Annotated in this window: 12 protein-coding genes; 6 read left to right on the top strand and 6 right to left on the bottom strand. The window is 47.2% G+C overall.

The window, feature by feature from the left end; translation table 11 throughout:
* Positions 1-138: 138 nt before the first annotated feature.
* On the bottom strand, positions 139-1185 hold the full coding sequence (gene cobT, locus B2739_RS13235; RefSeq protein WP_331346322.1) for a nicotinate-nucleotide--dimethylbenzimidazole phosphoribosyltransferase: 1047 nt from the start codon (positions 1183-1185) through the stop codon (positions 139-141).
* Positions 1186-1359: 174 nt separating this feature from the next.
* Between cobT and B2739_RS13230 the strand changes: the two genes are divergently transcribed.
* Together B2739_RS13230 and katG are read left to right on the top strand one after the other, a co-directional pair.
* Positions 1360-2550 (top strand): amino acid aminotransferase, encoded by a 1191-nt coding sequence (locus tag B2739_RS13230; protein WP_331346321.1) that lies wholly within the window; start codon positions 1360-1362, stop codon positions 2548-2550.
* Positions 2551-2859: 309 nt separating this feature from the next.
* On the top strand, positions 2860-5043 hold the full coding sequence (gene katG, locus B2739_RS13225) for a catalase/peroxidase HPI (RefSeq protein WP_331346320.1): 2184 nt from the start codon (positions 2860-2862) through the stop codon (positions 5041-5043).
* A 94-nt stretch (positions 5044-5137) separates the two neighbouring features.
* On the opposite strand, the gene B2739_RS13220 is transcribed toward katG, so the two are convergent.
* Positions 5138-5824: a mechanosensitive ion channel domain-containing protein gene (locus B2739_RS13220; RefSeq protein ID WP_331346319.1), complete on the bottom strand. Its 687-nt coding sequence runs from the start codon at positions 5822-5824 to the stop codon at positions 5138-5140.
* Positions 5825-5886: 62 nt separating this feature from the next.
* Here B2739_RS13220 and B2739_RS13215 point away from each other — a divergent pair, with 62 nt between their 5' ends.
* On the top strand, positions 5887-6645 hold the full coding sequence (locus B2739_RS13215; RefSeq protein WP_331346318.1) for a glycerophosphodiester phosphodiesterase: 759 nt from the start codon (positions 5887-5889) through the stop codon (positions 6643-6645).
* 35 nt (positions 6646-6680) lie between these two features.
* A complete protein-coding gene (locus B2739_RS13210) occupies positions 6681-8039 on the top strand; it encodes a glycoside hydrolase family 2 TIM barrel-domain containing protein (protein ID WP_331346317.1) in 1359 nt (452 codons plus the stop codon).
* A gap of 51 nt (positions 8040-8090) precedes the next feature.
* Here B2739_RS13210 and rnk read toward each other — a convergent pair whose 3' ends face one another.
* Positions 8091-8528, bottom strand: a complete 438-nt coding sequence (rnk, locus tag B2739_RS13205) for a nucleoside diphosphate kinase regulator (RefSeq protein ID WP_331346316.1) — start codon at positions 8526-8528, stop codon at positions 8091-8093.
* 307 nt (positions 8529-8835) lie between these two features.
* Here rnk and B2739_RS13200 point away from each other — a divergent pair, with 307 nt between their 5' ends.
* Positions 8836-9912: an SGNH/GDSL hydrolase family protein gene (locus tag B2739_RS13200; RefSeq protein ID WP_331346315.1), complete on the top strand. Its 1077-nt coding sequence runs from the start codon at positions 8836-8838 to the stop codon at positions 9910-9912.
* A gap of 86 nt (positions 9913-9998) precedes the next feature.
* Here B2739_RS13200 and lpxL read toward each other — a convergent pair whose 3' ends face one another.
* The 3 genes from lpxL to B2739_RS13185 all read right to left on the bottom strand — a co-directional run bounded on the left by lpxL (position 9999) and on the right by B2739_RS13185 (position 13129).
* Positions 9999-10949, bottom strand: a complete 951-nt coding sequence (gene lpxL, locus B2739_RS13195) for an LpxL/LpxP family Kdo(2)-lipid IV(A) lauroyl/palmitoleoyl acyltransferase (protein ID WP_331346314.1) — start codon at positions 10947-10949, stop codon at positions 9999-10001.
* An 81-nt stretch (positions 10950-11030) separates the two neighbouring features.
* A complete protein-coding gene (locus B2739_RS13190; protein ID WP_331346313.1) occupies positions 11031-12173 on the bottom strand; it encodes an endo-1,4-beta-xylanase in 1143 nt (380 codons plus the stop codon).
* Positions 12174-12244: 71 nt separating this feature from the next.
* On the bottom strand, positions 12245-13129 hold the full coding sequence (locus B2739_RS13185) for a diguanylate cyclase (RefSeq protein WP_331346312.1): 885 nt from the start codon (positions 13127-13129) through the stop codon (positions 12245-12247).
* A 291-nt stretch (positions 13130-13420) separates the two neighbouring features.
* Here B2739_RS13185 and B2739_RS13180 point away from each other — a divergent pair, with 291 nt between their 5' ends.
* Positions 13421-15625: an alpha-glucuronidase family glycosyl hydrolase gene (locus B2739_RS13180; RefSeq protein WP_331346311.1), complete on the top strand. Its 2205-nt coding sequence runs from the start codon at positions 13421-13423 to the stop codon at positions 15623-15625.
* The last annotated feature ends 299 nt before the right edge of the window (positions 15626-15924 follow it).

Genomic DNA, 15924 nt, shown 5'->3' with positions numbered 1-15924 from the left:
AATATCTGATTGTTAATCGCAGGAGCAGATGACTTTACAAGACTGTCAGAGACATGGATGTCGATGACAAGCCTACAGGGATGTATTCACGGCGTGTCTTGTAAAGTCATCTGCTCCTGCGATGGATTAATCACAGGATTACACTTTTACGCCTGCGCTTTCAAAGGTTGCCATCTGGTTATAAAACGTCACCGCTGACTGGATGAGTGGTAGCGCCAGCGCAGCGCCTGTGCCTTCACCCAAACGTAAACCTAACTGTAATAACGGTTTTGCATCCAACAAGCGCAGCATTAGTTGATGACCTGCTTCTTCCGATTCATGTGCGAAAATCATGTAGTCGCGCGCATTCGGATTAAATTGCACAGCGAGTAACGCAGCCGCCGTAACGATAAACCCATCTACCACAATCAAACGGCCCGCTTGCGCTGTGGCGAGCATGGCACCGCAAATTTGCGCGATTTCAAAACCGCCCACTTCACACAAAATAGTGAGTGGCGATTTATCTTCAATACGTGCAACCGCTTGCGTTACTAGTGCAATTTTTTTGGCGAGCTGTTCTGGATTAATGCCAGTGCCAAGGCCAACGCAACGCTCAACCGATTCGCCACTGACGGCGGCAAGAATGGCGGCGGCAGAGCTGCTGTTGCCAATGCCCATTTCACCAAATGCCAATAAATTGGAACCCGCCGCTATTTCTGCTTCGGCCAATTCTTTTCCGAACCTGAGTGCTTGCTGTGCTTGCGCTACCGTCATTGCTGGCTCGCGGGCGAAGTTGCGTGTACCGGCTGCAATGCGTTGCACTATCAAGGCAGAAGGCGTGGGTTTTATTTCGTATTTTATGCCTGCATCAATCACTTTTAACGGCAAATGATTGGCGCGGCAAAAACAGTTGATGGCAGCACCACCGGCCAAAAAATTCTGCACCATTTGTTGGGTAACGCTGCTCGGGGCGATGCTTACACCTTCGTCGGCAATGCCGTGGTCGGCAGCGAATACCAGCATCAGTGGCCGTTCGATACTTAATCGCTTGCGCCCTTGCACAAGCGCAATCTGCAGCGCGAGTTGTTCCAGTTGGCCGAGCGCACCCAGCGGTTTGGTTTTTTGGTCGATGTGTTGCTGGATATCGGCGCTGGCAGCGCGGTTTACCGGTGCTATCTGCCAGTCAGCTTGCCACTCAAACGTCATAAATAATGTCCTTGCATCAGGGGTGTGCAACTTACCACATACACTGGTTGTTTATGCTGGCATCGGCATTAACGCGGCGTATAATCGCCCCCGGCTTTTGAGCGGCAAACCCGCTCTTGCTACATGTTATTACCCGTACCTAGAGTTCTTTTTGTATCGCCTTTGGAGCCAGCCATGTTTGAAGTCCTGCCTTTATTGCCTAACGACCCGATCCTCGGGTTGAGTATCGCCTACGCAAATGACACCAATCCGCAAAAAGTGGATTTGGGCGTGGGCGTGTACAAGAACGATGCAGGCGTGACCCCGATTATGAAAGCCGTCGCTGAAGCGGAAAAACTGCGTATCCAGCGCGATACCACCAAAGCCTACACCCCGCCAGCAGGTGTTCCGGGTGCCAATGAAGTGTCTACCCGTTTAGTGTTTGGCGCAGGCCATGCGGCAGTAGAAGCTGGACGCGTGCGCACCGTGCAAGCTCCCGGTGGCTGTGGTGCCTTGCGTGTGGCGGCGGAGCTGATCCAACGCGCAAAACCCGGTGCAAACCTGTGGGTGAGCACCCCGACTTGGGCAAACCACATTCCTTTACTGGGCAGCGCCGGTTTGAAGCTGCGCGAATACCCTTACTACGACTATGCCAGCCACAGCATTGATTTTGCGGCGATGATGGCGACCATCAACGAAATTCCACGCGGCGATCTGGTGTTGCTGCACGCCTGTTGCCACAACCCCAGCGGTGCGGATTTAACCCGCGCGCAATGGGATCAAGTGGCCGATGTACTGGTTGAGCGCAGCATCATTCCGTTTGTGGACATGGCCTACCAGGGCTTTGGTGAGGGCTTGGAGGAAGACGCTTATGGCCTGCGTATGCTGGCGAATCGCGTGCCGGAAATGATCGTCGCCAATTCCTTCTCCAAAAACTTTGGTTTATACCGCGAGCGCGCGGCCAGCCTGAGTTTGGTATTTGCCGATACCCAGCAAGCCGATGCCGGTTTTAGCCAATTGCTGAACGTCGCGCGCGGCATCTACTCCATGCCCCCAGCCCACGGCTCGACGATTGTCGATATCATCCTGCACAGCGATGAGTTGACCCAGATGTGGCAAAGCGAACTCACTCAAATGCGCCAGCGCATCGCCGGGTTGCGCAGCCATTTGGTGGAATCGCTGAATGGATTACAGCAGGCGCGCGATTTCAGCTTTATCGCCCAAGAGCGCGGCATGTTCTCGTTTTTAGGCTTGACCGTTGAGCAGGTGCGCAAGCTGAAGAGCGATTACAGCATTTACATGACCGACACCAGCCGCATCAGTGTGGCGGGTTTGACTACCGAAAAAATGGATTACGTCGCCAAGGCGATTGTGGCGGTGTTGTAAACACGCGCTCTGCTACGCAAGGTTAATTCCCAAAGCCCGATAGATTGCTATCGGGCTTTTTTTATTGATTTTTTTAAATTAAAACGCTGGTTGTAATACTTACTGCTTATAAATCCATCTCATTCCCCAGTATTCATGCGGATTATTTCTTCTATAATTTTTTACTATCGATTTCAGTGTAAATATAAATTTAGCTAATTTATGAATTTTGAACTAAGGTTGTCTTGTCTGCGCGATACGCGCTTCGCGATCACAACCACACGTTAACCAGCTAACTTCAGGTTAACGATCACTCTGCAGGAGAAACACATGGATAAAACGTCATCTGCCGGTAAATGCCCCGTTATGCACGGCAGCAATACCGCATCGAGCAATTCCAATATGGCTTGGTGGCCGAATGCTTTGAATCTGGACATCCTCCACCAGCACGATAGCAAGACCAACCCGCTTGGTGCCGATTTTAACTACGCCGAAGAATTCAAAAAGCTTGACCTGAACGCTGTCAAAAATGACCTCAAAGCGCTCATGACGAACAGCCAGGACTGGTGGCCTGCCGATTGGGGCCACTATGGCGGTCTTTTTATTCGTATGGCCTGGCACTCCGCCGGTAGCTACCGCATTGCCGATGGCCGTGGTGGCGCAGGTACGGGTAACCAACGTTTTGCACCACTTAATAGCTGGCCGGATAACGGCAACCTGGATAAAGCCCGCCGTCTGCTGTGGCCGATCAAAAAGAAATACGGCAATAAACTGTCCTGGGCGGATTTAATGATTCTGGCGGGCAATATGGCCTATGAATCCATGGGTTTGAAAACCTTTGGTTTTGCCGGTGGCCGCGAAGATATTTGGCATCCTGAAAAAGATGTTTACTGGGGTTCAGAGAAAGAATGGTTAGCCAAAAGTGGCGGTGAAGGTACGCGCTACTCTGGTGAGCGTGATTTAGAGAACCCACTCGCGGCGGTGATGATGGGGCTGATTTATGTGAATCCGGAAGGTGTGGATGGCAACCCCGACCCACAAAAAACCGCTAACGATATTCGCATCACCTTTGCACGTATGGCGATGAATGATGAAGAAACCGTCGCCCTGACCGCCGGTGGCCACACCGTCGGTAAAGCACACGGCAACGGCAGTGCCGCGAATCTGGGGCCTGAGCCGGAAGCCGCCGATGTGGAAGAGCAAGGTCTTGGCTGGAACAACCACAAAACCCGTGGTATTGGCCGCGATACCGTTACCAGCGGCATTGAAGGTGCCTGGACAACCCATCCGACAAAATGGGACAACGGTTATTTTGACATGTTGTTAAACCACGAATGGGAGCTGACCAAAAGCCCTGCCGGTGCATGGCAGTGGAAACCGGTAAGCATCAAAGAAGAAGACATGCCGGTCGATGTAGAAGACCCATCAATCCGCTGTATGCCACTGATGACCGATGCGGATATGGCGATGAAAGTGGATCCGGAATATCGCAAAATTTCCGAGCGTTTCCACAAAGACCCAGCGTACTTTTCTGAAGTCTTTGCACGCGCCTGGTTTAAATTGACGCACCGCGATTTGGGACCAAAAGCGCGTTATTTGGGTGCTGATGTGCCAGCGGAAGATTTGATTTGGCAAGACCCGGTTCCCGCCGCGAATTACACCCTGAGCGATGCAGAAATTGCCGATTTGAAAACCAAAATTCTTGCCAGTGGCTTGAGTGTGTCTGATTTGGTCGCGACTGCCTGGGACAGTGCCCGCACATTCCGCGGTTCGGATTTCCGCGGTGGTGCCAATGGTGCGCGTATCCGCCTTGCGCCGCAAAAAGACTGGGAGGGCAATGAGCCAGCGCGTTTGCAAAAAGTGCTTGGGGTGTTGGCTGGAATTCAATCGGGCTTGAGCAAAAAAGTCAGCATTGCCGATTTAATTGTGCTGGGTGGAACAGCGGCGGTTGAAAAAGCGGCTAAAGATGCCGGTGTGAATATTACTGTGCCTTTTGCTGCAGGTCGTGGAGATGCCACTGATGCTCAGACCGATGCAGAATCGTTTGCGCCGCTTGAGCCAGTGCATGATGGTTTCCGCAACTGGACCAAAAAAGATTATGTGGTACAGCCGGAAGAAATGCTGCTCGACCGCGCGCAATTAATGGGTTTAACCGCGCCGGAAATGACCGTCTTAATCGGCGGCATGCGTGTACTGGGCACCAATCATGGCGGCAGTAAACACGGTGTGTTTACTGATAAAGTGGGCGTATTAAGCAATGACTTTTTCGTCAACCTGACCGACATGAGTTACCAGTGGAAGCCTACCGGTAAAAACGCTTACAACATTGTTGAACGCAACACCGGCAATGTGAAATGGACGGCAACACGGGTAGATTTGGTGTTTGGTTCCAACTCAATTTTACGCTCTTATGCGGAAGTCTATGCACAAGACGATAACCGCGAGAAGTTCGTAAAAGACTTTGTAAATGCCTGGGTAAAAGTGATGAACGCAGACCGTTTTGATCTGAAATAATCATCGGTGTAGCCAATGAAAAACGGGCGATGATTATTCATCGCCCGTTTTTTTATTGTGTGCTTTCTGGATTTAAAATATTACGTGAGCCGCACTACTGTTGCTGACGCAATTTTTCCGGATTAGGGTTGTCCGCCATACTCATCTGCTCCACTGCCAAGCGCTCGCGTTCATGGGCGTTTTCGGCAATAGCTTCTTGTAGCGGGTGATCAATTTTTAATACTGCTTTTTGTAAAATCAACGTGTTCGGGTAGGTGATTAAATTGCCGTCTTCCCGCTTTAGAATCACATGGAACATACTGATTTCTACAATGTCACCGCGCATGTCGTCATCTTTGTCCAACACTTTTATCCTGTCACCGACTTTATAAGGAAAGCCGAAGAAAATAATCATACTGGCAGTAACGTTACTTAGAATCGACCATTGTGCGAACAGTGCAATTCCCACAACTGCAAAAATAGAGGATAGAAACACAGAGATTTCACTGTACCCCAAACCTAAAATCAGGCACATCACCACAATGCAGCAAAACACCATACCGATATTCATCAGGCGGGTAATGTAAAGCACGCGCAAATCGCCTAATGCGCGGCGCACACTGATGTCATGAATGATTTTATTGAGCAATTTGGCAGCAAAATAAAATCCCGCCAGACAGAAAAAAACAATTAATAACTTTGAAAAAATACTATGGCTGATAATTTCTTCAATACGGGGAAAACTATCCACAAAACTATTCACTTTGACACCTTTATTGATGATTCTGACAGTGACTGCCATACTCCAGCAATCACCTGAATAAGTGCACCATTATACCGCGTGCTTAACTGAACGAGTGCTTTATGAATCCATTACCGATGATTTCATCACCTGCCAATGGTTTATTGTGTGTTGCCCACCGCGGAGGTCCGGAGGTAGGCGGGATTTCATTACCGGAAAACAGTCTGGCGGCGATTGCGCGCGCGCTGACGCTGGGTGTTTATGCGGTCGAGATCGATGTATTTCAAGTTGAAGGCGAGTTGTTTGTCACCCATGACCACCATCTGGGACGGGTCGTTTCAGGGCAGGGAATTATTACCGAGTTACCACTGTCATATTTGCGTGCGCAACGTTTGGAGAATGGTGAGCCAATGCCAACCCTGTGGCAAGTGCTTGAGCTGATAGGTAATAAATGCGTATTGAATATTGAGATAAAAGGCGCTGATAGTGTATCTGCCGTAGCAAAGGTGTTGCGCGATTATATTTCCAGTTATCAAGGCACTTATGAGCAATACATCATTTCCAGCTTTGATCATGCGCAATTGTATCAATCGCTGCAGCAGCTACCGGAAGTAAAACGCGGTGTTCTGATTGAGAAGAGAGCTTCATTGACATCGGCAGAATGTTGCGAACCACTAAAAGCCTACTCATTTAATACGCATCACAGTTTTATTACGCCTGAATTAATTCAGGATGCGAAAAACCGTGGCTTGAAAAATTGGGTGTACACGGTGAATCGCGAAAAAGATTGGGAAAAAATGCAAGCGATAGGTGTTGATGCAGTATTTACCGATAAACCGGATCAACTAATTGCGTTCAACCAACAAAAACATAATCAATAATAATCTGAATTTAATTGGCCAAGAGAAATTCCACTATGCGCGCATCCACTTTTTTTGTCGTCTTTTCTGTGTTGCCCTTAATGCTATTGGCAGGTTGCAACAATACATCGACATCGGTTAATTCGGAATTATCTGCCACTGTACAAACCTCTGCGACAGCAACTGGCCAATCTGCTGCCCAAAATGCCATTCCGGTAACGCTGGAAAATAAGAACGGGCACTACCAGATTTATCGCGCCGGAAAGCCTTATTTCATTTTTGGTGCTGGCGGAACCAGCCAGCCGGAATTGTTGGCTGCCAGTGGCGGTAATTCCATGCGCACCTGGAGCACGGACAACGCGCAAGAGATCCTGGACCGCGCCCATGCTGCAGGTTTGAGCGTTATGCTCGGGTTGAGTATCGGCCACGAGCGACACGGTTTTGATTACAACGACGAAGCCGCTGTAGCCGCGCAAAAAGATTATGTATTGAATGAAGTAAAAAAATACAAAGATCACCCCGCCGTACTTGCATGGGGAATCGGCAATGAAGTGGATTTGTTTTATACCAATACCAAAGTCTGGTACGCGATTGAGGATATCGCGCGCAATATCCAACAAATCGACTCGAATCATTTGGTCACTACCGTCACTGCGGGTATCGATGCTGAAAAAGCGCGCCTGATTATGGAGCGTGTGCCGAGTATCGATTATTTAAGTGTGAATATTTATGGTGGACTCGAAACACTCCCGGCTACTTTGCGTGAAGTGGGATGGAAAGGTGCGTATGTAGTAACGGAATGGGGCCCCACTGGCCATTGGCAAATTGCCAAAACAAAATGGAATGTGCCCATCGAGCAAACCAGTACGGAAAAAGCCGCTTCTTATCGCGAGCGCTACAACGCCGGTGTGTTAGGTGCACCTGGAAAAGCATTGGGCTCTTATGCATTTTTATGGGGACAAAAGCAGGAAACTACACCGACATGGTACGGACTGTTTTTGGAATCCGGTGAAGCAACCGAAGTGGTTGATTCATTGCAATATCTGTGGACTGGTAAATGGCCAGAGCATCGCGCGCCCTCCATCCGCAGTTTTACTATCGACGGAAAGAAAGCGCTCGACAGTATTTATTTGCAACCCGGTAAAACCTACAAGGTGGCGTTGGATGCATTTCACCCCAACAATGAAGCTTTCCACATTCGCTGGGAAGTGTTGCCCGAAAGTACCGACATCCGCGCCGGTGGCGATCCCGAAAAACGCCCTGTGGCTGTTTCTGATTTAATTGTTGCCGATAACGGAAAGGGCGCAATAGAGTTTGTGGCTCCAGCAAAAACGGGTGCCTACCGCTTATTTGGTTACGTTACCAATGACTATAAACGTGCTGCCGTTGCTAATGTGCCTTTTTATGTGCATTAAAAAAAGCATGATTAATGCACATAGAAGTGACAACTAACCGCACAATCAAGTTTATTCTGGTTGCTTTACCTCAATCACTTTCAGGCGGCGGAACTTTCCTTGAGGAATCGGCCATTCAATAGTGCCGCCCAGTGACAGCCCAATCAGCGCACTACCAACAGGTGACAGTACCGATATTTTCAATTGATTAATATCGGCTTCCTGCGGATAAACCAATTGCACTGTTTTTTCTTCATTTGAATCAATGTCGGAAAACGTAACGAGTGAATTCATCGTTACAGTGCTTTTGGGTAAGTCTTTTATATCAACAACTTTGGCACGGCCGATTTCTTCGTCCAATGCATCCGCAGCCTCAGTATCTGTTTTCTCAATGAGTTGCATTAAGTTGGCGTAATCCACTTTTGAAATAATTAATTCACTTGTGTTTTTGCTTTTACTTTTCATAAATATTCCCCCAATAAATAAACATTGGGCAGCAATAGCAGCCAATGCAATAACAAAAAATTGAAAATCAAATGGGTGGTTTAAGGGCGATTAAGTGGATAAAGAACTTAATCGCCAAATACGACGAAGACGCGAAAAGTCTTTGGCTTCTGCGTACAAAAAGGAGTGAAAGTGTGAAGTGCATATTTGTGGTTCATAGGTAAACCATAACAAGGCTTTGTCGCTTTGGCAATACACCAAACACCTGCCCGACAAGCCTATCCTCCCCGGGTTGTTCACCCTGCTACAGTAAAGCTCATAAATATGATTAAATGATGAAACGGCGTACAACCAATTCAGGCATGGGATAAATATGAAAAGAATTGCAATTTTATTGTTAAGTATTGTCAGTTTTTATGCGATCGCTGAACCAGTGCAGCTAATACCTGCAGACAATCCGCATTACCTTTACACCGGCCGTATCGATTTTGCTAATAAAAAAGCACCGGGCATGTCCTGGGCCGGTACCAGTATTAAAGCCAACTTCACCGGTACTTCACTGGCGATTACGCTGGACGACCAATTGGGTAAAAACTATTTCAATGTGTTTATTGACGGTGAAACCCAGCACCCTTATGTGTTGGAGGCGAAAAAAGGTGAGCAGACCTATGTGATCAGTACGGCGTTGAAGCCGGGCAACCACAGTGTGGAAATTTATAAACGCACCGAGGGGGAAGAGGGCGCAACAGCATTTAAAGGTTTGATGTTGGATGCCAATGCAAAATTGCTGACACCGCCTGCACGCCCAACACGGCGTATAGAAATTTATGGCGATTCCATTACCTCTGGTGCGGGCAATGAAGGTGCTGACAATGGCGTAGATCATCTGCTGAGCGAGAAAAATAATTATTGGGCTTATGGTGCCATTACCGCGCGTAATTTGAATGCCGAGCTGCATACCATTTCACAGAGTGGCATTGGCATTATGATCAGCTGGTTTCCGTTTATTATGCCGCAGTTTTATGACCAGCTCAGTGCAGTGGGTGATAACAATTCCAAATGGGATTTCACGCAATGGACGCCGGATGTCGTGGTCATCAATTTATTGCAAAACGACAGCTGGTTAATCGACCGTGAAAAACGTTTACAGCCAGTGCCGGATGATGCCCGGCGTGTGCAAGCATATATCGATTTCGTCCGCACGATTCGCGCAAAATATCCCAATGCTCCCATCATCTGTGCGCTCGGTAGTATGGATGCAACCGCGAACTCCAAATGGCCGGATTACATTACTACTGCAGTGGCGCATATGAAAAAAGAAAACAATGATCAAAAATTGGATACCATTTTCTTTGAATTCACCGGCTACGGTGGGCACCCGCGCATTGCCCAGCATAAAGCCAATGCTGAAAAACTAACGGCATTTATCAAACAGAAAATGAATTGGTAACCTGAAAATCAATAATTCATAAATCTGTTGTAGTCTTCCATCAATGGTTGTGCATAAAAGCCTGCGTATAAAACCTGCGCAGGCTTTTATGATTTCTTTTTTTGGTAAAACGAAGGCTCACCTTCGGGGCGGGATTTAAAGCGCCGGTGCACCCACAAATATTGGTCCGGCTGGTTGCGGATGATCTGTTCAATAAGATGATTAATCCGTGCGGTATCGGCAAGGTCATCGCCACTGGGAAAGTTATCCAGTGCGGGGCTAAGCTCGATCCGGTAGTGGCCATCGGCGTTGCGGTAGTGTGAAAATAAAATCACCTGCGCATCGCCTAATTTCGCAAAGCGTGCGGTTCCCGGAACTGTTGCAGCGCTGATGCCAAAAAAGGGTGCAAAAATACTGTGTTTGATTCCGTAATCCTGATCCGGTGCGTACCAGACAACATGCCCGGCTTGCAGGTTGCGCACAAGCTTGCGCGTTTCCACGCTGATAATAGATTCGCCATTAAAACGTTCCCGCGCTTTTACCAACATATACGCTAACAGTGGATTTGGGTCTTGCCGGTAAAGGATGTCGAACTTGCAATGCTGCGCCAGCATACGCCCGCAAATATCCATAGTGGTCATATGGCATCCCACCAGCAATACACCTTTGTTTTGTTGTTGTGCGGCGCGGATATGCTCCAGTCCAACAATATGATGATGTTGTGCAATGGATGTATTGCGCCCCCAGAGTGCAACAGCACTTTCAAAAAAACTGATGCCGCAGGATTCGATAACCGCGCGCACCAGTTCCTGCCGTTCATCGACCGTCAATTCAGGAAAACACAAGTGCAAGTTAGTGTCGGCAATGCGTTTGCGGCTGGGGACTATATAAAACAATAACCGCCCCAGTGTTTTACCCAATGCAATATTGATGCGTATGGGTAGCTGTGCGATTGCCATTAGGCTCCCGAGCATGAGCCAGGTTGGCCAATAGCGCGGGCCTAAAAATGACCAGCGAAATACCGGGGGAAGATGTTTTGCGTGAGGAGTTTTTTTCATTGCTGTTATTGTAAGCCTGCGATGGAGATCGCAAGCCTACAACAACCGGAGCACTCTAGTCAGTATTTTCCGGGCAGTACCTTATCGTTTCAAATCCAGCAAACGGAAGTAAGCGCTTTTGGGAGATTGGTTGCGATCAAACAGCAGCGGATAATTGGTGCGGCCTCTGATGGGGAAATTATTTAGCCAGCTTGCATCATCACTGACACCCCAGAATGTCACGCGGTCTACTTTATCGCGATGCTTGATCAGGATCTTAAATAAATTCTCATAGGCTTTTGCAAGTTGCTCATCAATTTCTTTAGGCAAACCTTGGATGTAAGGATCGCGCTCGGGTTTGTATTCAAAGCGGGTAGAAATTTCTGCAACCGGTAAATTCCACACAGAAGGTAATACATCAATATCCAATTCAGTTAGATGAATGCGTAAACCCAGTGCAGAATAGGCAAGGATACTGTCTTCAAAGTTTTTCATGTCCGATGCAATACCCACATGCGCTTGCATTCCCAAACCGTGAATGGGCACGTCGCGTTTTTGTAAGCGCTTTAGCATCTCAATCGTTGCATCGCGTTTGCCTTGTTGCTCATTGTTGTAATCGTTGTACATCAAATGCGCTTTCGGATCGCTTTCATGAGCCAGATTAAATGCGTTCACTAAAAAGTCATCACCCATAATGTTATACCAGTGGCTGGCACGCATTTTATTGTCATCGCCTACCGCTTCATTTACGACATCCCAGGCAGCAATTTTGCCTTTATAGCGATCAACCAGAGTGGTGATATGCTCTTGCTGTTTTTTCGCCAATGCATCTTTGGAGATGTAAGAGCCATCTTTGTTTTTAAATACGCTCTCGGGAATCTGGCTGTGCCAGCCCAGAGTGTGTCCGACAATATGCATTTTGTTTTGCACGCCGAAGTTGACAAACGCATCACTGTCTTTCCATTTCCAGCTGCCATCTTCATTGCGCAACTCTTCCCATTTCTGGCAGTTCTCAGCGGTGATGGAATTAAATTCTTTGGTGATTAGCGCGATTAGTTTTGGATCTTGTTGAGCAACAATACCGGCATTCAGTGCAGCACCAATCAAAAAGTCATCTTTATAAGCTTCTTTTAATCCGGTTGCTTCAGCTGCTTTTTGTGCGGCTTGCAGTTTTGCGCTGGCAATCATTGCCGCAGTAACGCCACTCATGGCGAGTAGGCCCCTGCGTGATATAGAAATGGTCATGGTGATTGTTCCTCTGGTTATAGTCTCTGGTGTTGTAGTAATAATGTTGGTTAATTATTCAATCAGGTAACTTAATTCACGCTTGCGGGTATCGCATCATCAGGAATGGCTTGTGGATCAAACCACAGCTCCGGCCGGTCAGTTGGCGTTTCTTTGGAAAGCAAAGGATTATCCAATTTAAACAATAGGCGGTTTTTCATATTGGCTTTTTGTAAAACATCCTGAATGGCTTTATCGCTATAAAACACTTTGTCAAATTCACCGTTGGCAATCGCGCGTTCAAAACCAACCTCCAAATCTTTAGCCAATTTATGGTTGTCTGGTGAAACAAATAAATAAAAAGGCATGCGGTAATACAGCAATAATTTTTTTTCTACCGCTAACGCCATTTCGGGGCGAGCTTCCAACTCACCGAACGGTTCATTAACACCGCGGGGGAAACCATCAAAACGACCGCCTTCTACCATGTGAAACAGACTGGGGTATTTATTGGCTTTAATCACAGTAAAACCATTGGCTTCCAGAATTCTTCCATCCGCCCAGGTGCGCCCTTGACCCACCGTCAGTTTTTTCAAATCTGTCAGCGTTTGTACTTTGTCAAATTTGGCTTGATCATTTTTATTGATGATAAAAATGCGGTAACCCAACAACCCTTTAAATAAAGGGATGCGGATAGGGCGCAAACGGGATTCAATATCGCTATCTGAAGACGTCCAGCACACATCCAACAAACCATTGCTGCGAACTTCTTCATTGGTGCGGGTTTGTGTGTAATCTTCACTGCTGATTTCAACCTGATAGTCAGGGTTGTCGCTATGGGCAATGGCCAGCTTGAGCATTTTGATTGTGTACGCGGCATTAGGGTCGCTGTAATCGTTTACTCTGATCACATTGCCTGCTGCTGCAAGCTGCATAGAGAGCGAACTGGCGATCAATAAGAATATGATTTTTATCATTTTTTTACCAAAGTTGTGGTGGGCGATATGCCCTTTACATTTATTGAATTGTATTCTTGTATACCAGTGTTATATTTGAAGTGACTATAAGTTAGTGTGACTATAAGACTGTGTCAATCAAAAAAGCAACGTTCCCGATAAAAGTGCGTAAGGTGCTAAAAGTGCCGAGCTAATAGAGCGTTTGAGAAATCCGAATAAAAAATTTGGAAAAAAGAAAATCGCTATAAAAAAACACAAAACATTTTTCAAGAAAATCTAGAGAAAAAAAGAAAAACCAATGTGGAGAATCGCGTGACAAAACAAACTCTTTCCCGATTATTGTTGTTATGGATATGGCTAATAGCGGCCGTTGCGCCGTTTAGTCAAGCTGAAGACGGTTATGATATGTGGCTGCGTTATGTGCCTGTAACGGACAACACGCTGCGTAAAGCCTACCAGCAACAACTAACGCAGATTGTAGCCGAAGGTGATTCACCTACCATGCTTGCTGTGGCTGCGGAATTGAAAACAGGATTAAGTGGTTTGCTGGGCAAGCCTATTAATGTCACTCGCAAAATGTCAGCAGCACCTGCAGTGGTTGTGGGTACTCCCGACAACTCTCCTTTGGTTGCCTCACTCAAGTTAACCGAGCGTTTGGCTGCTCTGGGCGGTGAAGGTTATTTGCTGGAAAAAACACGCATCAATAAGCGCGATGTTATTGTCATTGCCGCTAATTCTGATACGGGTGTTTTGTATGGCAGCTTTCATTTTTTGCGTTTGCTACAAACGCAGCAATCCCTGCATAAATTATCGATTATCAGCGCACCAAAACTGCAGCACCGTGTGGTGAACCATTGGGATAATTTAAACCGCGTGATAGAGCGTGGTTACGCTGGCTTATCATTATGGGATTGGGGCACCTTGCCGGATTACAAAGCGCAACGTTACACCGATTATGCGCGCATTAATGCATCGCTCGGTATCAATGGCACAGTGATCAATAATGTGAATGCTGATCCGCGCGTATTAAGCGATCAATTTTTGCAAAAAATTGCCGCACTGGCCGATGTGTTTCGTCCTTACGGTATCAAATTGTATTTATCGATTAACTACAATTCGCCGCGTGCATTTGGCGATTTGGATACCGCTGACCCGCTTGATCCCCGAGTTGCACAATGGTGGCAAGAGCGCACGAAAAAAGTTTACGAATACATTCCGGATTTTGGCGGCTATTTGGTCAAAGCTAACTCTGAAGGGCAGCCCGGCCCGCAAGACTACAAACGCAACCATGCCGATGGTGCCAACATGCTCGCCGCTGCATTAAAGCCTTACGGTGGCGTTGTGTTTTGGCGTGCGTTTGTTTACAGCCCCGATATAGAAGATCGCTTTCGCGGCGCTTACGACGAATTCAAATCGCTCGATGGAAAATTTGCAGAGAACGTTATCTTGCAAGTTAAAAATGGCCCCATCGATTTCCAACCGCGTGAACCCTATTCGCCATTGTTTTCTGCCATGCAAAAAACCAACATGATGATGGAATTCCAGGTTACGCAAGAATATTTTGGTTTTGCCACTCACCTTGCGTATCAGGGCACTTTGTTTGAAGAATCATTAAAGACCGATACTTTTGTAAAAGGTAAAGGCTCAACCATTGGCAATATTCTGGAAGGAAAAGTATTTCCAACCAAGCACACGGGAATGGCCGCAGTGATTAACCCGGGCACCGACCGCAACTGGACAGGCCATCCGTTTGTGCAATCCAGTTGGTATGCCTTTGGGCGCATGGCGTGGGACCATACAATTTCTGCTGAAACCGCAGCCGAAGAATGGTTGCGCATGACGTTTTCCAACAACGAAAAATTTATCGAATCCACCAAAAAAATTATGCTGGTCTCGCGTGAGGCAGGTGTGAATTATCGCTCGCCATTAGGCTTGACCCATTTATATTCACAAGGCGATCACTACGGCCCCGCACCGTGGTTATCCAATCAAGAGCGCCCGGATTGGACTGCTGTTTATTATCATCGCGCCAGTAAAGACGGCATTGGTTTTGACCGCACACACACAGGTTCGAATGCAATCGCACAGTATCCTGAAATGCTTGCCAAGCAATACGGCGATGTAAAAGCTGTACCGGAAGAATTAATGCTGTGGTTTCATCGCGTTAGTTGGGATCACAAAATGCAATCCGACCGCAGCCTGTGGGATGAATTAGTCCACAAATATTATGAAGGTGTAGAGCAGGTGCGCACCATGCAGCGCGAGTGGGAACAACAGCGCGACTACGTCGATGCTGAACGCTTCGCACAAGTTAAAGCACTTTTGCAAATCCAAGAGCGTGATGCCGTTATTTGGCGGGATTCTTGTATTCTGTATTTCCAAACCTTCTCAGGCAAACCCATACCTGCAGGTTACGAGCAACCCAAGCATGATCTGGAACACTACAAAATGATCGCCCGCACTCGCTACGTACCAGAACCCTGGCACCCTGCAAGCTCAAGCCGTGTTTTGAAGTAGCCCATTATTCACAACTAAACATTCCCTCTCTCGGAAAAATAAAGGCGGCCACATTGGCCGCCTTTGTCTTTTTTGCCGCACTAGAATCCAGATTTCCTGCCTAACTACGTATTAACATGGAAACTTTCCGCCTTTCATCCCGCCAATAAATCGACAGGCCATCCCAAAATTCCTGTAATGGCGCGTAATTCAAGGTTGTGTTATAAAACATCAATCAAAAACTTAGACGGAAAAATTCCGGCGTGAAATACGGAAATTTTCCGTCTAATAACATTGTTATGCTTTAAATTGTGAAGCTG

The organism is Cellvibrio sp. UBA7661, assembly GCA_002483365.1.
Lineage (GTDB): Bacteria > Pseudomonadota > Gammaproteobacteria > Pseudomonadales > Cellvibrionaceae > Cellvibrio.
The sequence above is the reverse complement of the archived record's forward strand: the minus strand, read 5'-3'. Positions and strand labels throughout refer to the sequence as shown.